A 24,963-nucleotide genomic window follows, 5' to 3' on the forward strand; every position below is an offset into this window, starting at 1 on the left:
AAGCGATTGTATGTCTACAACAAAAGACGGTCGTTTGAATCAAAAGGAGCAGTTATTTTTAGCTGAAAAAAAGCAGCATTATCACAAAGGATATTCCTCAAAAGCATACAAAATGGTAGACAAATAACGTTCACCTGTATCAGGCAATAACGCAACGATCATCTTACCCGCATTTTCCGGTCGCTTCGCCAGCTCCGTAGCAGCATATACAGCTGCCCCCGAAGATATACCTACCAATAAACCTTCTTGTTTGGCTAATTCACGACTTGTACGAATAGCATCGTCATTCTGCACCTGAATAATTTCATCTACAACAGAGGCTTTGTACGTCTTAGGAATAAACCCTGCACCGATTCCCTGAATCTTATGAGGACCAGGTTTTCCTCCCGACAGTACAGGAGAATCAGATGGTTCCACTGCCACTATCTTTATACTCGGATCACGCATCTTCAACGCTTCACCTACACCGCTAACTGTCCCGCCAGTACCTACACCGGCTACAAAGATATCGACTTTCCCCTCGGTATCTCTCCATATTTCCAAGCCGGTAGTCCGTAAATGCATGGCGGGGTTAGCAGGATTCTCAAATTGTTGTAAGATGACAGCTCCCGGAGTTACTGTTTTTAATTCTTCCGCTTTGGCAATTGCCCCTTTCATACCATCCGCACCAGGAGTCAGCACTAATTCTGCTCCTAAGGCTTTCAGAAGATTACGTCGCTCAATGCTCATTGTATCAGGCATCGTCAGAATCAGTTTATAGCCTTTCGCTGCTGAAACAAAAGCCAATCCCACACCGGTATTGCCGCTAGTCGGTTCAATGATCGTTGCTCCGGATTGTAAGACACCTTTCGTTTCGGCATCCTCAATCATAGCCAATGCGATACGGTCCTTAACACTTCCCGCAGGATTAAAAGATTCAATCTTTACAATCAGACGGGCTTTCAAATCATTGTTTTTATTATAGTTACTAAGTTCCAATAACGGAGTATTACCTACTAGATCCGTCAATTTCTTTGCAATCTTTTCCATATATCTGTTTTTAAATTTTCTTGTTTTAAGATATGACAAAGATAGTGCAGATTCTGTTCAGGGGAAATACCACAGATGTGGTAATTTCATACCACATCTGTCTGATTAAAAAGCTCATTCTCTACCGACTCTTTAGTATCTAGGACGCTTTATCAGTATTCAAATAACGTGATAGGGCTTCCAGGAAGTAATAGTCGGCATAAACCAAGGGCACATCAATCTCTTTTCCATGTGGCAGACTGCCCGTCGAATGTTTCAAAAGAAATCCAGCATTATCGCCCAGTTTTGCTCTATACAGATCAGATGCCAAACTGTGAATCATCGTGGCAGCCGAATCATAGTATTCCGGACTCTTTGTATACTGATATAGTTCTAAAAGAGCAGAAGCAGCTATGGCAGCGGCAGAAGCATCTCTTGGAATATAACCTAGCTTTGTATCATCAAATTTCCATCCCTTTGTATATCCATCCTGCCCAACATTAAAGTCCCATAAAGGTATTTTATCTTCCGGCAAAGACGGGTTATTCAAAAAGAAATCAGCCATTTTTTGTGCTACAGACAAATACTTCGGATCCCCGGTTTCTCTATACACCATTGTAAATCCATAAATCCCCCAAGCCTGTCCTCTCGCCCAGGCAGAATTATCGGCATACCCTTGAGCAGTGGCCTTATCCCTGATTTCTCCCGTTATGGAATCATAATCGACTACATGATAGCAACTGAAATCTTCCCGAAGATGATTCTTGATAGTAGTGTTTGCATGTGTAACAGCCACATCATAATACTTTTTATCCCCCGTCTCTTTGGATGCCCAAAAAAGCAATTCAAGGTTCATCATATTATCTATGATTACAGGAAATTGCCACACTATTGTGTCATGGGGTGCTTTCCCTCCTTCCCATGATTTGATTGAATGAACATTCGGATTAAATCTCGTCATTAATGAATTCGCCGTTTGTACCAAAATGTCTCTATAACTTTTATCTTTCGTCAAAGCAAAACCTCTGCCAAAGCTATTGTACATCATAAAACCGACATCATGATCTTTTGTATTATACTTATTCGGCTCAAGTGGTAATGTCCATTCCACTGCTTTCTCCTTCCAGCAACTATCGTTTGTAAGCTCATATAGCATCCACAATGTACCCGGAAAAAAACCGCTTGTCCATCCATAGATATCTGTCGTAGATAAACTGCCATCTTTTTTCGTACTTCTTGGATATCGCCCTTGCGTTTCACCTAAAGATGTCAGCATACAATGAGTCTGTTCACACGCATAGATAATATTCTCTTCTACAAACTGCTTTCTACTGTCTACAGAAGTACACCCCACCAGCAGAATAAAGATAAAACTACCAAAAATGAATCTACTATTTCTCATTTTGATTCTTATAAAATAATATTCCTACTTACTTTCATTAAATAAAAGCGTTCCCAATCCCAGGCATTGCGCATTCCAGCTCTCACCACCCTGTCCACGCACTTTATCTACCGCTTTCTTAGTATATTCCACTTCTGCTTCTGAAAGTCCTTTCCTATTATAATAATGATTGTACACCATTTCATAGATAGGTTGAAGATTTCCTCTGTCGATCGTTGAAATAGAATTTCCATACACATTCCCCTGAAAGGGAACATCGTCATTACCCAGATTATATTTTGCCATATATTCAAAGCCTTTCAACAAACGATTGTCCATACTTTTATATAGATCAATTCCCTGTTTCCACGCCACCTCACAAGATTCTGCCAATCCCCCTATTCCATATTGCGCATGGGTCTGATCTCTCCCACTTTCAAAATTCTGTCCGGTATCATAGATGTTCTTCGACAACGTTCCGTTACTACCCTCGGTCGTTGAATTATAAAAAGCGATAGCTCTGTCAAAAATCTCTTTATCATCCAAAAATACCCCAACCGCTAAATGCATTTTGGTTATCGCAGTATCCCAGTTTCCCGCGCGCCCACGTTTCCAGTCTTTTATCAAGTCATAAAAGACCTCTTTAAACATTTTTTCAGCCTGAATGATATCCGCTTCTTTCCATCCCGCATCTGTATAACGTAATATTTCAGCAGCATTTATCAGATTGAAACCATACCATGCTGACATCAGCATATCATCTCCCCCGATCAAAGCCGTCAATGTACCCGACCAGGCATTCAATATCTCAATAGCTTTATCAGCATAACGCTGTTCACCTGTTATAACCCACATTAAGGCACAATGATATGCCATCTGGGAGTCACTACTCATTGCTCCCGCTGCGGGACTATTCACTCCTTCTGTTCTTTCTACTTCCGCATAAGGACCCTGTACTACATAATTCACATTAGCGTGACCTTTCAACATTTCATAACTCAGTTTCCAAGGTTTTGCATAATAAAAAGCCTGCTCCTTTATCCTGGCCATATCTTCGTAAGTAAAAAGGATACCCGGATGTGAGAATACCTTGACCACTTGCGGCTTTACTTCCTCCTTCGGAGAAATAGTAATATCTTTCATTTCATCGGATGAATCACAACTCATCACTGTGAAGGATAATAATAAAAATGCCAAATATCTAATAATCTTATTCATACTCAAGTATATTTTAATATTTTACTTCCACTCTTTCAACGGAGTTGTTTTATACTTCGCCTTTGCTTTCTGTGGGATCAGTTTCACACAATAGTTCACCTGCGTAGAGGCAGGTATTAGAGTTTCAAAACCAATTATGGTTACACCATCATTAGGAGCATCGTAAGAATTGGAAGATTTAGCAGGAGCAGTTTTCAGTTTGATTTTCTGATTAGTCTCTACTCTGAAAATCATTTTCTTCGTCCCTTCAGTCAGTTCCAGACTGTAATCATCCAGTTTTCTGACAGTGGCTTTGGTAACCATTGACCAAGTCAATTCTGTCGCTTTATCCAATGACTCGATTTCATCCTGCACTACCACAAAGCGATTATCAACAATGGCAATCCCTCTCCAGCAAGATTTCACCTGCCCTTTATACGCATTCGTCAAGTCCGAAATAAGATGCATGAATCCGGGAGAATCGCCATAGCTATTAATACGGGTATATCCGCCTACATCTTGTTTTTTCTTATCAAATGCCAATGTATTATGGGAGAAGTTATTATATCGATAAACATCCCATCGCTGTGAATTCTGCTTTCTGTTCCACAAATCAATTCCTATCGTTTCTAAAGAAGTATAATCCTGTGGTCCAAGATCGATTGCCCAGCGCACTCCATCTGCTTCCATGATAAATGACCCTATATCCATATGGGAATGGTTGGCTCCGGCACGTCCGGTTTTAAGTCCGACAAAGATGGCATTGGAATCTGTCCAGGAAGTTCTCATAGAACCTACCGGAGTTACACCCTGTCCAACCCATAAATTCCGGGATGGTGGAAGAATACGGTCCAGGTCGATGTTCTTTCCCCATATCATCAATGCTGGAAGGATTCTGTTTTTTGTAAATGAACTGCTTTTCTTTTTAGTCAGGTAATAATATTGACTCCACAACACAGTCGAATCACGCATCTTATCTGCAAACCAAAAAAGAGTAGGATTCAAAGAAGTGGCATCACCACTGTCGCCGTAATTAAAACTTTCTTTCGAAGGAGTTATCATATTCTCGATGAAATAGGCAGAAGGCAGAAAACCTTCCATTGAAGACAGCCCGAAATCAGTATGAAAGAGTTTTTCAATAGCAGACAGGAACAGCACATTGAAACTGGTACCATAAGACCAATAGGTAAACCCTTCGGGATAAGCACCATCCGGAGCATATCCCTTCATTGGTAAAGCGATAGAAGAGATAGCTCTATCTACGACTACTTTTGCTATTTCCGGTATATCTTCATAAACTGCTATGGCTCCATAGGCCATTCCGGTGTTGCACACTTGGTTCCAGTTATGACCGGAAGAAAGCCAACTATTGTTATCTGTACTGAATGAGGTGTCTATTCCTTTCTTGATAATGGCTTCTTTGATTTCACTTTTTGAAGACTCCGGCAAATCACGATATAACCAGTCATAACCGATTGCCATAGCCAAGGTCATTTCTGCCACATCCAGGAAGTGAGAAGGATTCCAGTCTTCAAAACCAGCAATGGCCAGCATTTCTTTCTCTGCCCTCGCTTTAAATCGTTCATCCGAAGTCATGCGATAGGAATAAGACAGATAAAAGATCCTCCGCAAAGCCTCACGTGAAACCTCCAGAATTCTACGTCCTTTCTGTACTCTCTTCAAAGCATCCACTTCAAAGAGTTTACGAGCTTCCGACTGAATGACATCATCTATCTTCCGCCATAGTTCATTCTTTTCAATATTACTTTTTATTTGTTGAATATCACTATCAAATAACAGTAATCGGGGATGCTCTCCAAAATTCGCTGTTTTATCCAAATGCTTCAACTGGGCATTTGCTTCTATCCCTCCAACGAGGGATAGAAGTATGTATAATAATAGAAATTTAATTGTTCTCATATTGTATCTGATTAATAAAGTGTACCTTCTATTGTGAGATTATAAATACCCATATTATGAGTGTAATCAGGATGCTGTATAATCCGCAATGCAACAGGTTCATCCGAAACATTCTCTAACTCCCATGACAAAACTGTTGTTTCATCTACCTCATCAGTAACGGCATAATCCGTCCATTCTTCATCGCCTACGCCTTTTGTCTGAAGTATGGCTTTACTTTTCTGCCCGGTATCTGCTGCAATTATCTTCACGACTATCGACTTAACTCTACCGAAAATAGGAGTTTCCAAAGCACCACCATCAGCAAAATTCTTTAATAACAGACGCCCTTGTGTCGCACCATTCGCATTCGCTGGTGGTTGGGTTGTATTCTGGACACGTCCCTGATAAATCTTAGTACGTAAAGTCCTTCCTTCCACTACGCGATCATAATGCAACTTTTCATAGAAAGTGTATCGATCCGGTGCCTGTCCTGTCTCCGTTACCACATAGATAGCCAAATCTCTAAACCTTTCATCCATTAAAGTGATGTCAACTGCTTCTTCCGGCAACAAGTCCGTCACACCCTCTATCACTAAATCATAAATAGCCAACGAATTTCCCTTAGTAATAGCCGGATCTTGCATGATGCGAATAGCTACCGGATTGGCAGAAACATCGTTCAGTACCCACTTCATAGGCGAATTTGCTGTAATATCTTCACTCATGGCAAGGTCTTTCCAGTCAGTAGTTCCCTTATCCCGGTATTGTATCAAAGCACGGGTAGCAACATCTCCGGCAGTTCCGGCAGAAAGAGCCAAAGAGATTTTACTAATAGAACCCAGTACAGGAAATTCAATATATCCGCCCCCTGTTCCTATCTGCAAACGTCCTTTAGAGGTACTCTCTCCATAGATTGAAATTCTGTTCTCTGTATAGTCAATACGACATCCATGCAGTTGTACTTTCAATGTTTGTTCTCCTATCGTTCTCTCAAAGTGCCCGTCTTTAGTATTCCAAGTTCCTCCGGGGAAAGCCGAGCCGTCACTAGCCTTAAAGATTTTTATACCTTCACCATCATTATAAAATCCTTCGTTGAACAATGTGTTTTCCGGAGATGGCCCCGGGTCAACAGGAGATTCACACAAAGTTCCTTCCAGGCTAAAATCATAGATTGCCAAGGCAGTTGAAGAAGCTGCCTCATCTGCAACAACCTTCACATAAATAGGATATTTCATTATTTTCCTATCCAATACCCATTCATAAGCATTGGTGCCTGAAAGAACCGGGCTTTTAGCATAAACTTCCCAATTTCCTCCTTTTGCCTTAATCATTAATACGACTTTAGTTCCCGTATTATTAGCCGAAGCGTTAGCCGCTACCAATGATACTTTTGAAACACTGCCTAGCAATCCTGTCTCTATAGCTCCGGTATTGGCATCCAGCAAAATACGTCCGTCCGAGGTCGTAGTGCCATTCACTGAAACACCAGGGGCATCCGGTTCCAACTGACATTGTGTCAAAAACACCTTCAAACTCAAATCCTGAATAACCTCATCGGATACGACTCTCTCAAAATAACCATTAGAGAAAAAAGAAGGAAACGGCTGTCCACCGGATGTCAAATACTTATTTTTATCATCAAAATGCTCATCCAGTACGGTTACGGGCTCTACCACGACCGGCGGTATCACTTCTCCCGGTTCATCTTTCTTTATCAACTCTTCATTGTCACTACAAGCCATCGCAGCAAAAAGAAAGATGATTAACAGATATATATCTTTTATATAGTTTTTCATATCAGACTATTTTAAAGTTAAACGCTTTATCGCAAAATTCATACGTTGCAGGTTACTGCTTGTCTCGTTGATATACAAATAGGCGATATACTTCTGATCATGACTCTTTATCAGCACTCCCTGATCTTGTCCTAACTCATAAGCATGTGTAGTAACTCCATCCAACGCCGCCTGGCGCAGATCAATCTCATCGACGTATATCGTAGGCACGCCACTAGTCTTTAGTTGACCATCAGGCCAATACCTTTTCTCCATCAAAGTGCGGTTGGTTGCTCCCGACGGGATTTCAACAGGATATAAATATCCTTTCTCATTGGACGGGGCCACCAGTCCATGAGCAAATGACCATCCGGAACCCATCGTCGATTTAAACGTATATATAAAATCAATCTTGTCGGCAATACCCAATTCCTCTACTTGAGCCACGGAATAAGATTGCATTGTCTCCAAAGAAAAACAGTTCCTCTCACCGGACGACAATGACAGATTCTTAAAGATTTCCACACTACTCACTGTATATTCAGGAGACTGAATAGTAGCCTCACCACCTTCGGTTATACTACGAAAATGAAACCTTATCTTATTTCCTCTGGCTTCTTTAGGCACTACATAAAAATAGCGTATAGTTGCAGCGATCGTATCAACAATATAAGCCTTGGAGACTGTTCCTTCGGTACTTGTTTCTGTAGCAATACGCACTTCCTCTTCTTCTCCGTTATTAGGATTGGTATATCTGCTATTCATGGCAATTCCCGTTCCTTCGGCACCCGGAAAGGATGCTGTTATCTCTACAGCCTTTATCGAAGTACCGTCAGTAGACCCTATCGCATAGGCAAACTCTAATGTATTTCCCACCAGAACCGGGCCTGCATCTTTCCGTAAGAGATCATTTCTCAAAGGGCTTTCATCGTCAGAACAAGACGAATAGAACACCACTGTAACAGTATACAGCAGTAAATACAGCGAAAACCAAATTATCTTTTTCATATCTTTCCTTATTCCTTTTCAACAACAATAATCTCATATTCCTTATATACCTCTCCACTTCCAGAAATAACGGTATACTTCACAGCTGCGCTAAAGTTAGTCCATACTCCCATTTTAGGAGTGATAGTTGCCTCGGGAGCCAAAGAACAACGAGGTTTTAGATGGGCTAAATTCACTCCATTCTTGACTTCCACATTAATAATCCCATTTACATCATCAATCGTCACTTGTGTAGCAACATTGCGATTATCTGCCGTATATAATTGCACAGAACTTATATAAGCATCCGTCCGGTCCGTTACCTGATACACTTCTTCATCGGTATCACAAGCTCCCATAACGATGGCAAGGAATAATACTTTTACCATTAATATGATATGTGTTTTCATTTATCTATGTTTTAATTACAACCATGGTTTATTTTGAGTCAGATTAGGATTCAGTACCCGCTCATCCTCCGGTATATTGTAAATGTAATATCTTGGGAAAGTACGGTCTGTTGCATTCTTATACTGATCTTGAATAAAATCATTCAAAGTGCTGCGTAGTTCCCGGCCATTGGGGTAATCCCAAACTGTTTCTGCAAGGCGCCACCTCCTAAGGTCAAAGAACCGTTGCCCCTCTGCCACAAATTCGATAGCTCTTTCCTGTTTGATCGCATCAAAAAAAGTATCCTTCGTCTTAAATTTATTACGATCCAGTGCAGGGAGTTTTCCCCGTCCCCTGATCTTGTCAATCAGGTTGTACAATTCATCCGACGGGCCATGAAGTTCATTCATTGCTTCACAATACATCAACCAGACATCCGGCAAACGCATCAGATAAAAATCCTGCGGTCCGTTAGATCTTGAATAGCCCGCATACTGTCTGACAAACTTGCGGAACATATATCCCGTCCTACTATCATTATAATCCAGATACCCATTCTTATTACCAAACATAAAAGCCAGGCTGTCTCCAATAGTCATTCCGTCAGGAGTGATTGTACGCATCTTCTGCCCGTTCCATACAATAGTACTGCGCATCCGGTAATCACGTCCTTCATATGTTTTAGGGTTAGCTGATCCATTTGCCAGATTCTGGTTTTTGTTCAGAATTATAGGGTCAACATAATCACCTGTTTTGGTACTCTGATATAAATTTACCAAATAATTTGTCGGCTGCATGTTTGCCCATCCATTGAGTACACTGCGGTTTCCGAAGATTTTGACAAACTCTTCTCCCTGCCCGATATTGGGTCCTCCGTACTGAAGAGAGAAGATGACTTCCGAGCATTTTTCATTTTCCAGTGTAAAGAGTTGAAGATAGTTGGGATTCACATACTCTCCGGGAGCACCATCCTTAAATAATTGAAGATTGTAGGCAGGTTTCATTACCTCCTTGAAATTACCGATAGCCTTTTCATAATATTCATTGGCTTCCGACTCACTTTGCTGGAAATTGTCGACTTCCGGACGTCCGTTCTTTTTCCAGCTAGCCCAAAACAGTTCTAACTTCCCCTTAAAAGCATAAGCGGCTATTTTGGTTGCCCGCCCCTGGTCTTCACTCGATTCATACGAAACCGGAAGTACCGATATAGCATAGTCATAGTCTTCGAAAATCAAATCTTTCACCTGCACAATAGGCGTTCTAGCAATAGAATAGGCTTCTTCTTGTGTAGGCACATGGTCCAAATATTGTATATCACCATACAAATCAATCATCAATGCATAATGAAGGGCACGGATAAAGCGGACTTCTCCTTCATAACGTCTCAAAAGATTAAGTTCTTTATCAGTCACAGCTTCTCCCTGCATTCTGCGTAATTGCATGATAGCATTATTAGCCCGGTTGACAGAAGCATAGCATTTATTCCAATAATCAGAAGTGATTGACTGGCTATTTGCATTTTGAAAATAAACCAGGTCAGCATTCGGATAACAATCCAGTCTATAAAATAATCCAAATGCATTACGCATGGCATTATAAACGGCATTTACCCCTTTCTCCGCATCCTCGGTAGTCTCCCAAAATGTATCTGCACTGATCTTGGTAGTAGCCGGATAATCCAGCAGATTATCAATGCAGCTTGTCTGTACCAACAAGACAACCAGCAATAATATATCTCTCATAGCTCTTTTCATACTATATCGTTTTAAAGCGTTATATTTATACCTAAAGAATAGTTTTTCATAAGCGGGTAAGGAATCTCCGAACCACTTTTAGGAAGTTTCTCCGGATCCAATCCCGGCCATTTGGTTATCGTAAACAGATTCTCTGCTGATACATGTATGCGCACGGAGTTTACACCTATATTTTTGAGAATCTTTGACGGTATTCTATATCCTAACTGGATATTCTTCAATCGGATATAGTCACATGAGTATAACCAGAACGTAGATTGTTCCTGATTAAATCCACCATTACTCCCCGATGTCAGACGTGGAAATTTCGCTCCCCGGTTATCAGGTGACCAAGTATCCAAATGATGCTCCTGGAAAGCATAACGAGAAGTATATACATTTACATTATTGAAATTATCCAGCCAGAAATTCTTTCGTCCCGCATTTCCCTGGAAAAGCATACTCAAATCGAATCCTTTCCAATCTGCATTGAAACTTATACTAAAGTCACTTGTCGGAATGTAGCGCATAATATTGGGCATAGCCACTTTATCATTACTGTCAATCATTCCGTCACCATTGATGTCTTCCATCAAAAGATCTCCCGGAGCTAAGTTATCACTTTGGTAAGGAGCATTGGCCACCTCTTCCCACGTTTGTACAATTCCGATCGCTTTGTAGGTATAGACCATCTCGTAAGGATAACCCAGGAACTTATCTCCGCGTCCCAATCGTTCATTCCATTTAAGCAGTTTATTCTTATTATATGAATAGTTGATACCAACACCATAAGAGAAATCAGCAATCTGATCTTGCCAGGAAAGAGAAATCTCCGCTCCCCTGTTTCTCATCTCTCCGATATTCCTGTCGGGTGCTTCCAGCCCCGACAATAACCTGGATACTTGTCCCGGACGAATCATACTTGTAGTCAGTTTATTATATAAGTCCAGTTCCATCTTCAAGCGATTGTTGAAGAAAGAAAGTTCCAATCCCAGATTTGTCATAGCAGTAGATTCCCAGGTAAAATTGGGGTCAATCAATTTATAAGGAGCATAACCTTCCACCAATACATTATTTCCGAACGTATATGGGTAAGAACTATATGTATCTTTCTGATAATAACGGTCTACCCCTGAATTATTTCCGACTTTCCCCCAAGACATTCTGATTTTTCCGTTAGATACAATATCCTTTAAAGGTTCAAAAAATCCTTCTTCCGAGAAACGCCACGCAGCAGATACAGAAGGGAATGTTCCCCATTGGTGACCTTTGGAGAACTTGGACGATGCATCCCAACGTATCAATGCCTGTAGCATATACTTATCGAGTATATCGTAGTTCAATTTAGTCACAATAGAACGTAACCCCTCTTTGCTAGACGAACCGCCTGTAGATTGAGTGGTCACTCCCGCACCGTCTATTTCAGTCAGATTCGGGTGAAACCTGTCATTACGGGAACTACTTTGTGATCTTTCATGCCAATATTCTTCAGAATATATAAACTGGAAGCGCAGATTATGCCCGCTGAAGATTTCCTGATTGTAGATAGCATGCAGGTTCAGGATTGTCTTCGTACGTTCGCGTGTGTAATCTGTGATGCCGGTACTCTTAGTTACAGTTTCATAACCAGCTAAGCCTGTTTGAAAGTTCTGTAAGATAGTAGGCATACTCCATGATTTTGTAAAGTCATTCCGGTAAGTCAAACCATAATCTGCCCTAAACTGGAGAAACGATACAGGTTTCCACTCCAAAAAAGCCATACCATTAAAGTCTTTGCGTTCCAGCTTATTGTTGTTTATACTATATTTTGCCAAAAGGTTACTGGCCAAAATATCTTCACCATAGGCCATAGCCCCACCATACTCCCCTGTCACCGGATGTTGCGGTAAGATACCTGCCACTGTTCTGACCATTTCCCATGTTGAAGCATTCCCGTAAGAAAGTAATCCTTCATCTAGGGGATATACCTGATCCGACCATTGCCCTGCGGCATTCAGACCTACTTTAAAATGGTTGCCAATTTTCTGATCTACATTAACACGGAAAGAATAGCGTCTGTAATCGTTATTAATCATCAATCCTTCCTGATCTAATAAACCGATAGACAGATAATAAGTTCCCTTATCATTTCCACCCGTAGCAGACAAACTGTGATTCTGTGTAAAAGGAGAGCGGAAGATGACATCCCACCAATCAGTATTAGGATACAACAGCGGATCGACCATTCCCTTCGCCATCCATTCATCAATTGTTCCATCTTTATAAATAGCTCCACTATTACCATTTGTCGCTGCTTGGTTATGCAACGTCAGTGCCCTTGGATAGTCTGCTAAAAAATCATAGAAACCGGTCGCTTTTCCAACGGAGAAATTACCTGAATAATTCACGTTTACCCGCCCTGATTTCCCTTTTTTGGTTGTAATCAAAATAACGCCATTGGCTGCTCTGGAACCATATACTGCTGACGAGGAAGCGTCTTTCAATACAGAAATACTTTCTATGTCATTCATATCAATCCGGTCTATCTCTATGTCAGGGATACCGTCAACTACAATCAGAGGAACAGAATTGTTGACAGTTCCCAGTCCGCGTACTCTCAAAGTAGCCCCATCCTTCCCTGCCATACCGCTGGACTGCTGCACCATCAATCCCGGTACCAATCCACTTAATGCAGTAGAAGTGCTTGAAATAGACCTGCCGGATAGTTGCTCATCAACGGATACCATTGATACCGCTCCCGATAAGTTTACTTTTCGCTGTGCACCATAACCAACAACTACTACTTCTTTCAGTAAATGAGAATTTTCCTTCAGGATAACGGCTAATTCTCTTTTCCCATTTACAGGTTTTTCAATTGTTTCATAACCTATATACGAAAAGACAACCGTTGAAGAAGGATCTACATTGTCAAGATGAAATTTTCCGTCAATATCAGTGATAGTGCCTTGTGAAGAGCCTTTTATTAGTACAGACACACCAATCAAAGGAATTCCTTTTTCGTCAACGATAGAACCGGTCAATCGTTCTGGTCTTTCTTTCGATTGAGTTTTAGGAACAATTGAAACAACCCGGTTTTCATTTATCTTATAATCTAAAGAGGTGCCGGATAAAATCTTCTGCATGGCGGATTCTATTCCTACATTCTCACATTTGATAGAAACCGGTTTATCCAGATCTTTCAGATTCTCCGAATAGAAGAAACGATAATCAGTCTGCTTTTCGATGTTTCTGATTACTTCTCTAACAGGGAGGTTAACAACACTCAAGGTAATTTTTTCCCGTTTTGTCTGTTGTCCATAACATTCAAAAGCGAACATTATAAGGCAACAAAATAGACATAGGAAGCCTGTAATTCTTGAACCCAAGAATTTTACTTTCAGATATTTTTTCATATCTTTGTGAATAAATTGTTTTTAATAATTAGTGATTAGGACAATTTAATTAAGGTCGAAGGAATTGCCCTTTTCTTCGGCCTTACATTTTTTCTAGTCAGATGTGTCTCATAGGCGTCATATTAATTTATAAAGTTAAACATTTTAAGGTCAATCGTTCATTATCTTTTCAAAGTCTTTGCTTCGTTTCTTGTCCACTCTGATTTTAATGATTCCCTGTTCCCATGCATAGTCAATAGGTGCAGTGTCTCTCATTAAGTCAAGCGTTTGTTGTATCGTTTCGTCCATCAGGATTCCTGTAAACTTGTAGTGTTTCAACAGTTCGTCTTCGATACTTATCTGTACTTTATATTTACGTTCAAGTTTCTTTACTATACTCTCCATTGTCTCTTTTTGGATAATCCACTTAGGATCTTTCCATGATGTATATAAGAGAGTATTCACATCCTTTCGGAATTCGACCTGTATATCTTCCTTATTTTTCTTACAAATCAAAACTGTTTCATTTGGTTTTAGATAAACTTCGGGAATGTCCCGCCCTGCATCGGGTTTCACTTTTACGGAACCTCTGACTAAGGTCGTTTCCACAATATCCTCATCATCGTAGGCTTTCACATTAAAACTGGTTCCCAACACTGTTATTTCTGTTCCCTTGGCAGAAACAATAAATGGCTTCTTATCTTTCTGCACTTCCAAAAAGGCTTCTCCGTGTAGTTCAATCTTTCGCTCCTCGTTCCCAAAAGATTTTGTGTATGTAATACTACTCCCGGAATTTAATGTTACAACAGAACCGTCCGGCAGACTTAAGACAGATTTAGAGCCTAAAGGAGCATTTACCATTGTAATCCCATCTACAACAAGACTGTCATTATGACTTCCCCATTCATAAGCAGCCCAACAGGACAGAATAAGGAGAGCAATCGCTGCTACATTTTTCCACATCATCAGATATCTTTTCTTCTGCACAGGCTGGTTGTGAGATTGTTCCTTAATAGTACCCATTACTCTATCATAGGCAGACTCCAGATAATTATCGGGTTTCATGTTTCGGGCAACCAATTCAATTGTGTAGACTTCTCTGAAATAACGTTTATTGTCCGGAGTTTCCAGCAGTTTTTTCAGTTCAGTCCGTTCCTCTTCTGATAATCCTTTCTCGAAAAAAGAAGATACCAGTTCATTTATTCTATCTATGTTATTATTTTCTTGCATATATATTAAAGACGATGTAAGTTAGAAAAAGGGTGGTTCTAAATCTGAAAAAAAATAAAGATTAGTAAGATTCCCAGTTTTTTTCTTAAAATAAGAATCGCTTCACGCAGATTAGATTTTACTGTATTTACAGAAATATCCATCTTTTGAGCAATCTCGCTATATTTGAGTTTTTCGAAACTTCTAAGTTTTAAAGTCTCCTGATAACGTTGTGGAAGTTCACTTATTGCAGCAGTAATGCGGGATTCATCTTCTTGAGAAATAAGATATTCTAATGGATTCTCATCCAAATCAGCCAGCGTATGGCATTCTTCCACCGGAAAAAAATCTTTCTGGACCCGCAGATAATCAATACAGGCATTTTTCACCGTTTGCAGCAGGTATCTTCTCATCGCAAGTTCCTGAATATTCTCCATATTCGCCCACAACTTGACGAAAGACTCGCTAACGATATCTTCTACAATGCATGTATCTTTCACATATCCACAAGCAAAATAATAGAGTTCTTTGTAGTATTGAGTAAAAAAGGATTTAAACTTCTCTTCCTTTATCCAATCCGCACTTTTTCCCATTCCAATAGTATAACAACTTAAAGTTCAACGTGAGTTCGAGATGGAGCAAAGTTACTTAAATATATTATTTAGAGAACGTTTCCCATATATTTTTTGCCATGAACAAAAGAATAGTTGAATCAGAAAAGTACATGATAAGAAAAATATCTCATAGTAATTTACAAGTGATAACCAATCATTTATAATCAAACTAGCCCAAGCCTACGCTAATTATCGTAGACTTGGGCCGACTATTTTCCTGAACTTATTATTTATAAAGTGCGTTTTTGCTTCTTGATGTAATCGACCATGAACAAACAACCGGGCGCATACATATTTCCATGATTGAAGCCCTGCAACTCATGCAAGAAAACTTGGTCGTTACCCAGGCTGCGAAGCACAGCATACAAATGGGCATTTTCCTCATAGCGGGCTGCCAGTTCCTGATTCCGGTCGCCAGTTATTAAATAGATCGGTGGTGTTCCCGAGTGCGCATGATATAATGGAGCAAACTCGTCGATAACAGGTATGCCGTCTTTCAATTTCCGTTCACTCCGAATCGTGAAATGTGTTACTGTCTGTCCGCTAAGTGGGAACCAGGCGGCCACTTTATCGGCATCTACCTGATATTTTTGCAGATAACTTTTATCGAGTGCCAACATCAAAGTCAGATATCCACCGGCAGAATGACCGGATACGTAGATCTTATCCGGATTTCCTCCATATTGGCTGATATGCTTGAATGTCCAGGCTACCGCTTCGGCAGCATCTTCGATGTAAGCCGGATTGGTAGCACGCGGACTTAACCGATAATTGACCGTTACTACTGCAAATCCTTGTTCTGTCAGTTCTCTTGGAATATGTTTACTCCCGCCCGTCAGACCACCACCATGAAACCAGACAACAGTTGGAAAGTCCTTGATACCCTCCGGGTAGTAAATATCGAGTTTACAACGTTCCAGACGATAAGCATCTGTTTCATTTTCCAAAAGATAAGAAATATCTTTCTTGTCTTTATAAATAGTTTGTGCTGATAATGACACAACACAGGCTAATAACAGAAGAAGAATTCGAGTTCTCATATAATTAACATATTAAGATGTAGACAAAATTATGTACATCTTTTGTATCACGCAAATAATCAACCGTAAATTTCTATAGATAAACGACAATCTCCCGCCCGAATATGTACCCGAAAACACATTTCCAGACAGGAGATCCACCATTATAGACAACAAAGTCCCTCTCTAAAGTTTCTTGATGGAGAAATCGGCGAAACGGATTTCTTCATCGCGCAACTGGTCTTGCCAGCTACGGTTCTCGCCCAAATAGCGGTAGATACCCCATTTGGGGCGAAGTCCCGTACAATCGGTGCGCCACATATCCATCTTCTGGGGATCGAGTTTCAAGAGAACTTTCCCGTCTTTCACGCGCGTGATGGTTACTTCATAAGAACCATCCTCACCGAAACGGGCTTTCTCTTCCACCTCTACCCAGTTACCGAGGAAGTCGGCCAAATCCGTGCTGACAATAGTCGTAGTACTCTCGCCACGCTTGTCATAGCGCACACGTAACTGTTGTCCGCCCTTACTATTCGAATAGGCAGTCAGTGTAATGAGCGGAGAGCTGACGTCTGCCGTACCGGATGCGTTGTCGATGCCTTTCAACTGGTGAAGATGGGAGAATTTGGTAGTTGTACGAAATCCTGCCGGCAAACAGAATTTCCAACGGAACACCATTGTCTCTCCTTGCTGGCCAACAAGGCTTTGTGGAGATTTATTATCTGTTTTTATTTCATTCCGCTGACGGTCTGTGATATTCGGCAGACCGCGGTCATCGTCTATCGCAGCATGAATAAATAATGCGAATACATATTTGTTCAACTGATTGTCACGCACCTGCTGAATATGCTGGAAATGCTCCGTTTTATGCTCGCGCGAAGAATCGGGAGCCTCGTGGTTGTAGCCCGAGCGCTTTATCAAGTCGTACGTTTTCGCGCTGTTGCCATCGGCTATTAATGAACCGTCCACTTGCTGTTCCGGTTGTCCGGGCTTCGGCTGTTCCTTGTCGTCTATCACTTCGGATGAACTATTGGAGCAGGCAATAAAGGCAAAGAGGGCTAAGAATAAGATTCCTGTTTTCATACGTTTATTTCATATAGGTGGTCAGGAAATCGACAGACTTGAAGAAAATCTCTTCCATCTTATCAGAAGTCTTTGAACTTACGTTGTGGTCATAATACTTATACGTCAGCAGGTTGCAGACGCCTCCTTTTTTCTTTAGTGCCGATGCAAACATTTCACTTTGCTCACACTCTACCGTCACATCACACGTGCCACATACCAGCATGGAAGCAGGGATATTCTTCTTTGGAATGAGATTGATAGGAGATGCTTCGCGCAGGACTTTCGGGTTCCGGTCACAGAAATAAGCGATGCGTTGAGCATCTTTTGTCTTCATGGTGATGGCAGCCTTTTCCAGATCATAGATACCGGAATAGCCGACAAGTGCTTTCGTTCCGGGAACAGTCATGGCAGCAACTGCCGCCAGGTGTGCACCTGCAGAAGTGCCCAGGAAGCCGACACAGGCAGGATTTACATTCAATTCGGCAGCATGCTCCTGCACGTATTTCACAGCATCCAGAATATCTTGAATGGAGACTTTCACGGTTGCGTCGGATTGCGGTGCCAGTGTATAAGAGACACGTACACCTGTAATACCCTTTTGCTTTGCCAGGTATTGAGACAGAGATCTGGACGAACCATTATCTCCACGTGCCCATCCACCTCCGTGGATGTAGACCACGAACGGAGCGGGTTTGTCAGTCTCTGCAAAGTCTACTGTGAGTATCAGCTCATAATCCTTATGTTTCTTATACACAATGTCTTTGGTAGTCACTCCCTTATAGTCCTTGCTTTTCAGACGGTCCGGCTGATAGGTATAAGGCACCATCACATCGGGAATGGTATTCACATCGATAAACTTCGCATATTTCTTTGCATACAGCAGCGCATAGGAGCCGTCCTCATTCTGCGTCATCTTCATGCCATAGCGATTGGAAAATTGCTGCGGTTGCGCTTCCTGGGCAAGGCAAAAAAGCGGCAGCATACACAAACATAAAATCAGTTTCAATTTCATGATATCACTTCATTAGGTGGGATAATCTTATTTCTTCTTTAAAATTAGATACGGTATCGTTTCTACATCCGACGTACTGTATTTCAGTCCGATGCGCTTTGCCGTATCTATGTACTTCTGATTGCCCAATGCCGTTCCCGCTTCATAAAGAAGAATGGCGGCACGCGACTGGTCGAATGGTTTAATCTGCTTGAACTTCCAGCTTTCGGGATTCATATAATAAGGATACAGATAGTCTACTGCCTGCGAAGCCACTTTGCCGTTGGCGGCCGGAGTATTCCACAAGTTGATACCTATCTGGCTGGTAATCTGATTGGCTTCCATCAGAGCTTCGAGAGCGAAAGTTGAATAATGCAGGGAGAGCGTCCGTTCCAGTTCTTGGGGTAGTGAGCCGTCATCGGCAATCTGTGCACCCATTTTGGGGAGGATGCTTTGCTCGGCTACTTCACGGATGCGGTCGGTGCGGTCCAGATAGGCGAGTACCATCAGGTGAATGGCTTCGTACCACAGGCCATGATTGTTGGCAGCATGAGATTCTCTTTGTCCCTGTGTGCTGTTCTCCATCCAATAACAGAAAGCGGTAGCCCAGTCATCGAGCTTTTTCTTGTCCGAGGCAGTCCAGCTTTTCGAGCTTTCTATCAATTTGGCAACTCCCAGTGCACGACTGAAACGGCGGGAGTCAATGAAGCCCGAACCACGCATATTTTTCATTCCCGGAACGGATTGTGCATAAGTCATATTGGGGTTCATACCCAATTTCGGGTCGGTAAACCATGTTCGTAAATGATCGGCACAGGCTTTGGCGTAGACTTCTTTTCCGGTGATGTAATAGAGTACACCCAAACAGTAGGCAGCGTCGCCAAAACGGTTGGCATTCTCACGTTCAGGGTATTCATAAACTTCCGGGTTGCGTTCGCCATCCTTACGGATATAGGGAAGCCCATCTGTCTTCGTAGAGTCCGGCCACCAGTATGGGGATAGAGTCATATAATCCCGGGGGTCCTTGCTGGGAGGTAATTTCTTTTTAGCTGTTACCGACAGAGGAGACATCTTTATATATTTCTCTGCCGCCTTTTCCTGTAATTCGATGTACTGGGTCACCTCTTTATCGCCTTTCTGATAATCGGTCTTCAGCTTCTCGAGCAATGTCGCATTAAACGGTCCCAACGGTGCCGCGTTCAGTACTCCCCAACAAAGGCATAGAGCCCATATAGCAAAGATTCGTCTCATAAATGTATTCTTTTAGAGTAGTGGAGATGAGTGGTTAAGATAAGATGTGTAATGGTAAGATTAATAGTGAAGCAAGTAAGAGGTAAGTTAGCAAAAAGCAGGTAATCAGGAAATAAGCAACCAAGCAGTAAGTAGTTGAGTATAAAATATTTGCTACTTAACTACTCACTACTTGATTGCTAAATCTTTACTACTTATACTAGCTCCAGATTCGGTGATTCTTCTTTAAGAGAAGAAACAACCACCGTTAATATCAATATTCGTACCTGTCAGGTAAGAAGATTCGGAGCAAGCCAGGAAGCAAACCAGTTCGGCAACTTCATCAGCAGTTCCCTCACGACGCAATGCGTAAGAGCCTTTCATACGTTCACGATTCTCCGGTGTATTGAAGCGGTCGTGGAACGAAGTAGCAATCGTACCCGGACAGATAGCGTTGCAGCGGATTCCTTGAGGACCGAGTTCTTTGGCCATAGAGCGAGTGAATGTCATTACGGCACCTTTGGCAGTTGCATACATGGAAGCTCCGTTGCCACCGCCGTCGCGGGCAGCCAATGAAGAGAAGTTTACGATAGAACCACCCTCCGGCATCATCGGAACTACCTCACGGGTACAAAGGAATACGGAACGCATATTGACATCCATCAGGAAGTCATACCAGTCTTCATCCTGTTCGGTGATTTTCTTACGGCCTACGATTCCGCCTACTACATTTACCAATACATCTACCTTGTCGCCAAAAGCCTTGTTGCACTCTGCAAAAAGATTCTTCACCGCAGCAGCTTTCGTCATATCACCCTGAACAGCGATTGCTTCACCACCCACGTTTTTAATCAATGCCAGTGTTTCCTGTGCATCGGCTTCATTATCAAAATAGTTCAAACAAACTTTAGCGCCTTCTGCGGCTAATTTTACAGATATTGCGCGACCCAGGTCACGTGCACCACCAGTTACAATAGCAACTTTTCCTTCTAATTTCATAATTGTCTTTTTTAAAATACGTTTATTTATTGATTTGTTTAATCTCTCCTACTGTCAGGAAGATGGAGCACAACGATAGTGGTACCAAAGCTCCCAACAGGCTGAATAATAAAATCCAGTTTGTAATATAGCTGGCAAAAAGAATAGCCAGAATTGTACCCAACACGGCCGAAGCACCTCCAAGACCTGCTAGAGAACCTACGGACTTGCCGCTATGCAAATCGCTCGGAATGGTCTGCAAGTTCGTCATGAAGAACTGGAAGCCTCCCAATACCAGTGCCATAAAGAGAATGGCAACCGGAGCCGTGGTAGACATGATAGCTGCCAGAATGGACGGAATGATTATAAATCCACCAATCAGCATGGCTGCTTTGCGGGCATAGTTCACAGTCTTTCCACGGTTTATCAGCCAACCGGAATACCAGCCCCCGGCAACACTTCCCAAAGCCGCGCCCACATAAGGCACCCAGGCAGAGAACGCCACCTCTTTTATATTCAGATGGAATACGTCAGCAAGATAAAGCGGCAGGAAGGTTACAAACATCCACCAGATAGGGTCGAGGAAGAATCGGCCGAGAATGACAGACCAGTTCTTTTTCACGCGCAACAGTTCGCCCCAGCTCTTTCCTTTATCTTCTGTCTTTATCTCCTTTTCGGGCTGACCGCTTAGAATATAAGTACGCTCTTTTTCCGTAATCCAGGGATGCTCTTTCGGAGTTGCCTTATTGATTATCAACCAGGGAATCAGCCAAATCAATCCCAATCCACCGACTACAATGAAAGTCAGTTTCCAGCCAAAGGCGATGAACAGCATCAGAATGATAATCGGAGCAAGAATGGAACCGATGGAAGCTGCCGCTCCAAACAATCCCTGTGCAAAAGCACGTTCTTTCTGCGGGAACCATTCGGCATTACTTTTCGTAGTGCCCGGCCATGGGCCGGCTTCACCCAAGCCCAACATCATCCGGAAAAAGGTCAGTGAGAAGATTCCTCTGGAAAGAGAGGCCAGCGCATCCGCCGCTCCCCATACCAGCACACTCCAGAAGAAACCTTTCCGGCATCCAATTTTATCGTACAACTTGCCGGAGACAAGTTGGCTGATGCCGTATGCAATCATAAAGAAAATCGTAATCAGGCCGAGAATGTCTTTCGCTTTCTGCGACGCATCGGGATCGTTACGGTCTATCAGACCGAGGTCGATGGCGATACCCTCGCGATTGGTGACAAAGGTGACTCCGTTCTTCTCTTTCATCTGCACATTGGCTACGCTGACCGAATCGCGGTTTCCGTTGGCGGCTGTCAGGATATACTGGTCGCCCACCAATGCGGCGTGGTTGCCTTTATCGCTCAACGCCTCCGCCTCGGGCAGAAGACGATAGTCGATATTAGCCACCCACATATAGTTGAGCGTGCCTCTATCCAGATAATTGATGATGGTTATCAACATGATTAATCCGATAACCACCCATCTAAGTCCTTTTACTTTCATGCGCCTAGAGGTTTAAGAAGTCTGCACGCACGGGACTAAAAGTATCAATCAGAATACCAGCTTCCAGGCAAACGCATCCGTGCCATTCATCCGGTGCTACGTAATAACCATCTCCGGCAGAAAGAATCTCTTTCTTATCGCCGATGGTGAGTTCGAATTTGCCGCTCACCACGTAAGTGGCCTGGCTGTGATAATGCTCGTGCATGGTTCCTACCGCACCTTTATCAAATTTCACTTTGACCATCATCAACTGTCCGTCATACGCCATAATCTGACGATTGACACCCGGAGCGGGGTTTTCCCACTTCAAATCTTTCTCAAACTGAAAAGTTTCACTACATGTTTTCATACTTTCTATCTATTAATGGTTTGTTCTCATTTGGCAAAAACTCCGCAACGACCGTTCCAGTCGTAATTCTTTCCTTCGACGGACAAGTGATGTTTATTCTCTTTGCTGTCTTCTGCGTTGGCCAGACAGAGTGTTACGGAATGTCCACCTTTATATATAGCTTTGATAACGGTGTATTCGGCCGTATCCATCACCACTTTCACTTCCTCGCAGGAGGATGTCAGATTGTTGGAAGTCTCCATCACTACGTCATAATCTCCATGCGTTTCGATGGAAGTAGCAAACGTGTGATTCTTCTGTTCTTTTTCTCTGATTAGAAACGCTGTCTCGTTTCGCAAATTGAAATCCGGATCATTAGCTCCCAGGCGAAGCATCTTTAGTTCTGTCTGGGGAGTGGTGGCCGCACTAATGGTATAGAGGCGGTTGTCCTTGACAAAAGTGAAACTGGAGGTGTTCGTTTTCTCATTCTGTCCCCAGGCTTCCAGCCACAGATGCTGATAACCGTTCTTTGTTCCGAGGGTTTGCAATCCGTTGCTTGCTTTGGTATATGGGAAATTCAAAGAAACGAAGTGCCCGTTATACCATAGCGGATAGTCGTATTGGTGTTCCTTGTCGGAGTTAGCCTGCAACACGTCCAGTATCAGCGGGAATTGCAGGAAAGGAGTAGTCACATACACTAATGTACGTTTCATTTCCACTCCAGAATATGCATTGGTTTCTTTGGCTACCATCACTTGGAAATGATCTCCGTTGAAATCACTGTAAATGATGTCCGAATGATAACGGGAAGACACTTTTATATCGCCACCGAAATTAGACGTTTCATCGACCACCAGTGTGTTGTGTGCAATGGTCTGTTTGGCAAACGATTCGTTCTCACGTGTGTAATGTCCCTTATTCTTGGCTTCGATATTGAGAAAACGAGAAGCTCCGTAATCTGTCAGAATCTCGTTTCCATTATCGTAATAGGCCATTGTGAGTTTATCGTAATGTCCGTGGCTAAGGCCATGAGAAGTGGCTTTCAGGGTCAGGGCACTATTCAGTTTAGGGTCTGTCGAGCGAATCACGGCAATGCCTCCCTCGTCTCCTTTGCGTCCGTCGCGGAACACACTGCTGCGATATACGATTGGAGCAGCTTCGCCACGGGCAATATCACGGGCTACCCGGAAACCACCGATTGTAGGCAGATAAGTATGCTGGTATTCGTTCGCTACGGAGAGCAATGATTTATCCGACGGATGGACATTGTATAGAATATCTGCAGCGTAAACCAGTTCCTGTGCAGAAAGTCCTTTCAGCAGGGCATCGTTGATGTGGAAGAATTCTCCCTCATAAGATAGCTGTATTAACGTGGAAAGTGCTTTTGAGAGTATGCTGTCGCGATAGCTGAAGATTTTCAGCTCCGGCAGTTTGTTTTCAATGCATTGGGCGAAGATGACGAAAGGCCAGATGGCATAACGTTGATAGTAGGCCCCCTCTGTGAAATAGCCATCGGGAGAGAATAGATAATCCATTTGACGGATGAATCCTCCGTGTTTGCCTGTTTCGTCGGAGCCATAAAGGGCTTTCTTCACGTAATCTTCACGATTCATGGCGAAACCAATCATACCTACGGCAGCCGTAGCCCAGGTGGCATGATTATGCATCTTGTTGAAAGTCTTATTGTTTGCATGGTTATCGCCCATACCATCCATGATGAAGTCCGCCATTGGGGCAAACAGATTCTTTTCGATGGTGGTGCGCTGCTTGGCCGAGAGTGTATGATAGATGCAATCGTATGCTACTGCTGTATGTACCAGCCATACACTTTCATTCAGTGTCTGCCAGAACAGGCGTCCGGGAACAGGGGAAAGTGATACGGGATGGAAACTCAATGTAGGATAGAGCTTTGCATAGGCTTCCAGCATATCTGCTACGTAACGGGCGTATTTCTTGTCACCGGTCAGCTGATAGGCAACTCCGCAATGAAACATGGCATAATAGTTCGACTTATGCTGTTCGTGTACCACCCCGCCACCGCCATCTGTCGGAACGGGAACGGGGATAGGAGAATTCAACGCTGCGTCGGCTGCGCTCAATACTTCCGAGAGCGTTTTATCGAATGCAGGCACGGTTCCCTTTCCTTCCCTCATCTCGTTCACTTCTTCCTGTGTGAAAAGAAGAGACGGATGTTGGGCAAACGAAAGGAGACATCCTCCTAAGACCATGAATATACAAATAATAAGTTTTCTCATCTAATCATTATTTTCTTGTT

19 protein-coding genes are annotated in these 24,963 nt (G+C 42.5%); all 19 read right to left on the reverse strand.

Annotated features, from left to right (window positions below; genetic code table 11):
* Nucleotides 1-81: 81 nt before the first annotated feature.
* Complete coding sequence (gene cysK, locus H8796_RS04890; RefSeq protein ID WP_117932609.1) at nucleotides 82-1,029, reverse strand: cysteine synthase A; 948 nt, start codon at nucleotides 1,027-1,029, stop codon at nucleotides 82-84.
* A 139-nt stretch (nucleotides 1,030-1,168) separates the two neighbouring features.
* Nucleotides 1,169-2,410, reverse strand: a complete 1,242-nt coding sequence (locus H8796_RS04895; RefSeq protein ID WP_117932607.1) for a glycoside hydrolase family 88 protein — start codon at nucleotides 2,408-2,410, stop codon at nucleotides 1,169-1,171.
* Between the two features lie 24 nt (nucleotides 2,411-2,434).
* The gene (locus tag H8796_RS04900; protein ID WP_117932605.1) at nucleotides 2,435-3,607 is read right to left on the reverse strand and encodes an alginate lyase family protein; all 1,173 of its coding nucleotides are present in this window, start codon (nucleotides 3,605-3,607) and stop codon (nucleotides 2,435-2,437) included.
* A gap of 21 nt (nucleotides 3,608-3,628) precedes the next feature.
* A complete protein-coding gene (locus H8796_RS04905) occupies nucleotides 3,629-5,506 on the reverse strand; it encodes a heparinase II/III family protein (protein WP_117932604.1) in 1,878 nt (625 codons plus the stop codon).
* Between the two features lie 11 nt (nucleotides 5,507-5,517).
* Complete coding sequence (locus H8796_RS04910; protein WP_117932602.1) at nucleotides 5,518-7,284, reverse strand: hypothetical protein; 1,767 nt, start codon at nucleotides 7,282-7,284, stop codon at nucleotides 5,518-5,520.
* 6 nt (nucleotides 7,285-7,290) lie between these two features.
* Nucleotides 7,291-8,271 carry a DUF4466 family protein gene (locus tag H8796_RS04915; RefSeq protein ID WP_117932600.1) on the reverse strand — a complete coding sequence of 327 codons (981 nt, stop codon included), beginning with the start codon at nucleotides 8,269-8,271 and terminating at the stop codon, nucleotides 7,291-7,293.
* Nucleotides 8,272-8,279: 8 nt separating this feature from the next.
* Nucleotides 8,280-8,660 carry a hypothetical protein gene (locus H8796_RS04920; protein WP_147340092.1) on the reverse strand — a complete coding sequence of 127 codons (381 nt, stop codon included), beginning with the start codon at nucleotides 8,658-8,660 and terminating at the stop codon, nucleotides 8,280-8,282.
* A 15-nt stretch (nucleotides 8,661-8,675) separates the two neighbouring features.
* Entirely contained in the window at nucleotides 8,676-10,394 is a 1,719-nt protein-coding gene (locus H8796_RS04925) for a RagB/SusD family nutrient uptake outer membrane protein (protein ID WP_117932597.1), read from the reverse strand.
* A gap of 11 nt (nucleotides 10,395-10,405) precedes the next feature.
* Complete coding sequence (locus tag H8796_RS04930; RefSeq protein ID WP_158570807.1) at nucleotides 10,406-13,690, reverse strand: SusC/RagA family TonB-linked outer membrane protein; 3,285 nt, start codon at nucleotides 13,688-13,690, stop codon at nucleotides 10,406-10,408.
* Between the two features lie 225 nt (nucleotides 13,691-13,915).
* Nucleotides 13,916-14,974, reverse strand: coding sequence for a FecR domain-containing protein (locus H8796_RS04935; protein WP_117932593.1), 1,059 nt, complete (start codon nucleotides 14,972-14,974; stop codon nucleotides 13,916-13,918).
* Between the two features lie 38 nt (nucleotides 14,975-15,012).
* Nucleotides 15,013-15,546 (reverse strand): RNA polymerase sigma factor, encoded by a 534-nt coding sequence (locus H8796_RS04940; RefSeq protein ID WP_117932591.1) that lies wholly within the window; start codon nucleotides 15,544-15,546, stop codon nucleotides 15,013-15,015.
* Nucleotides 15,547-15,797: 251 nt separating this feature from the next.
* Nucleotides 15,798-16,607: an alpha/beta hydrolase gene (locus tag H8796_RS04945; RefSeq protein ID WP_117932589.1), complete on the reverse strand. Its 810-nt coding sequence runs from the start codon at nucleotides 16,605-16,607 to the stop codon at nucleotides 15,798-15,800.
* A gap of 165 nt (nucleotides 16,608-16,772) precedes the next feature.
* On the reverse strand, nucleotides 16,773-17,669 hold the full coding sequence (locus H8796_RS04950) for a heparin lyase I family protein (RefSeq protein ID WP_117932587.1): 897 nt from the start codon (nucleotides 17,667-17,669) through the stop codon (nucleotides 16,773-16,775).
* A gap of 4 nt (nucleotides 17,670-17,673) precedes the next feature.
* Nucleotides 17,674-18,663 (reverse strand): alpha/beta hydrolase, encoded by a 990-nt coding sequence (locus H8796_RS04955; protein WP_074556591.1) that lies wholly within the window; start codon nucleotides 18,661-18,663, stop codon nucleotides 17,674-17,676.
* A gap of 27 nt (nucleotides 18,664-18,690) precedes the next feature.
* Nucleotides 18,691-19,893, reverse strand: a complete 1,203-nt coding sequence (locus tag H8796_RS04960) for an alginate lyase family protein (RefSeq protein WP_009001240.1) — start codon at nucleotides 19,891-19,893, stop codon at nucleotides 18,691-18,693.
* Nucleotides 19,894-20,118: 225 nt separating this feature from the next.
* Nucleotides 20,119-20,871 carry an SDR family NAD(P)-dependent oxidoreductase gene (locus H8796_RS04965; RefSeq protein ID WP_004324067.1) on the reverse strand — a complete coding sequence of 251 codons (753 nt, stop codon included), beginning with the start codon at nucleotides 20,869-20,871 and terminating at the stop codon, nucleotides 20,119-20,121.
* Between the two features lie 22 nt (nucleotides 20,872-20,893).
* On the reverse strand, nucleotides 20,894-22,360 hold the full coding sequence (locus H8796_RS04970; RefSeq protein ID WP_117932586.1) for an MFS transporter: 1,467 nt from the start codon (nucleotides 22,358-22,360) through the stop codon (nucleotides 20,894-20,896).
* A gap of 4 nt (nucleotides 22,361-22,364) precedes the next feature.
* Nucleotides 22,365-22,709 (reverse strand): cupin domain-containing protein, encoded by a 345-nt coding sequence (locus H8796_RS04975; RefSeq protein WP_004324069.1) that lies wholly within the window; start codon nucleotides 22,707-22,709, stop codon nucleotides 22,365-22,367.
* A gap of 26 nt (nucleotides 22,710-22,735) precedes the next feature.
* Nucleotides 22,736-24,943, reverse strand: coding sequence for a heparinase II/III family protein (locus H8796_RS04980; protein ID WP_117932584.1), 2,208 nt, complete (start codon nucleotides 24,941-24,943; stop codon nucleotides 22,736-22,738).
* Nucleotides 24,944-24,963 lie beyond the last annotated feature (20 nt).

The organism is Bacteroides sp. M10, assembly GCF_014334015.1.
Classification (GTDB): domain Bacteria; phylum Bacteroidota; class Bacteroidia; order Bacteroidales; family Bacteroidaceae; genus Bacteroides; species Bacteroides intestinigallinarum.

Bases quoted from the DNA above. Each gene is read 5' to 3' on its own strand.
- cysK (WP_117932609.1), bottom strand. From the start codon at position 1,029: ATGGAAAAGATTGCAAAGAAATTGACGGATCTAGTAGGTAATACTCCG.
- H8796_RS04895 (WP_117932607.1), bottom strand. From the start codon at position 2,410: ATGAGAAATAGTAGATTCATTTTTGGTAGTTTTATCTTTATTCTGCTG.
- H8796_RS04900 (WP_117932605.1), bottom strand. From the start codon at position 3,607: ATGAATAAGATTATTAGATATTTGGCATTTTTATTATTATCCTTCACA.
- H8796_RS04905 (WP_117932604.1), bottom strand. From the start codon at position 5,506: ATGAGAACAATTAAATTTCTATTATTATACATACTTCTATCCCTCGTT.
- H8796_RS04910 (WP_117932602.1), bottom strand. From the start codon at position 7,284: ATGAAAAACTATATAAAAGATATATATCTGTTAATCATCTTTCTTTTT.
- H8796_RS04915 (WP_117932600.1), bottom strand. From the start codon at position 8,271: ATGAAAAAGATAATTTGGTTTTCGCTGTATTTACTGCTGTATACTGTT.
- H8796_RS04920 (WP_147340092.1), bottom strand. From the start codon at position 8,660: ATGAAAACACATATCATATTAATGGTAAAAGTATTATTCCTTGCCATC.
- H8796_RS04925 (WP_117932597.1), bottom strand. From the start codon at position 10,394: ATGAAAAGAGCTATGAGAGATATATTATTGCTGGTTGTCTTGTTGGTA.
- H8796_RS04930 (WP_158570807.1), bottom strand. From the start codon at position 13,690: ATGTTCGCTTTTGAATGTTATGGACAACAGACAAAACGGGAAAAAATT.
- H8796_RS04935 (WP_117932593.1), bottom strand. From the start codon at position 14,974: ATGCAAGAAAATAATAACATAGATAGAATAAATGAACTGGTATCTTCT.
- H8796_RS04940 (WP_117932591.1), bottom strand. From the start codon at position 15,546: ATGGGAAAAAGTGCGGATTGGATAAAGGAAGAGAAGTTTAAATCCTTT.
- H8796_RS04945 (WP_117932589.1), bottom strand. From the start codon at position 16,607: ATGAGAACTCGAATTCTTCTTCTGTTATTAGCCTGTGTTGTGTCATTA.
- H8796_RS04950 (WP_117932587.1), bottom strand. From the start codon at position 17,669: ATGAAAACAGGAATCTTATTCTTAGCCCTCTTTGCCTTTATTGCCTGC.
- H8796_RS04955 (WP_074556591.1), bottom strand. From the start codon at position 18,663: ATGAAATTGAAACTGATTTTATGTTTGTGTATGCTGCCGCTTTTTTGC.
- H8796_RS04960 (WP_009001240.1), bottom strand. From the start codon at position 19,893: ATGAGACGAATCTTTGCTATATGGGCTCTATGCCTTTGTTGGGGAGTA.
- H8796_RS04965 (WP_004324067.1), bottom strand. From the start codon at position 20,871: ATGAAATTAGAAGGAAAAGTTGCTATTGTAACTGGTGGTGCACGTGAC.
- H8796_RS04970 (WP_117932586.1), bottom strand. From the start codon at position 22,360: ATGAAAGTAAAAGGACTTAGATGGGTGGTTATCGGATTAATCATGTTG.
- H8796_RS04975 (WP_004324069.1), bottom strand. From the start codon at position 22,709: ATGAAAACATGTAGTGAAACTTTTCAGTTTGAGAAAGATTTGAAGTGG.
- H8796_RS04980 (WP_117932584.1), bottom strand. From the start codon at position 24,943: ATGAGAAAACTTATTATTTGTATATTCATGGTCTTAGGAGGATGTCTC.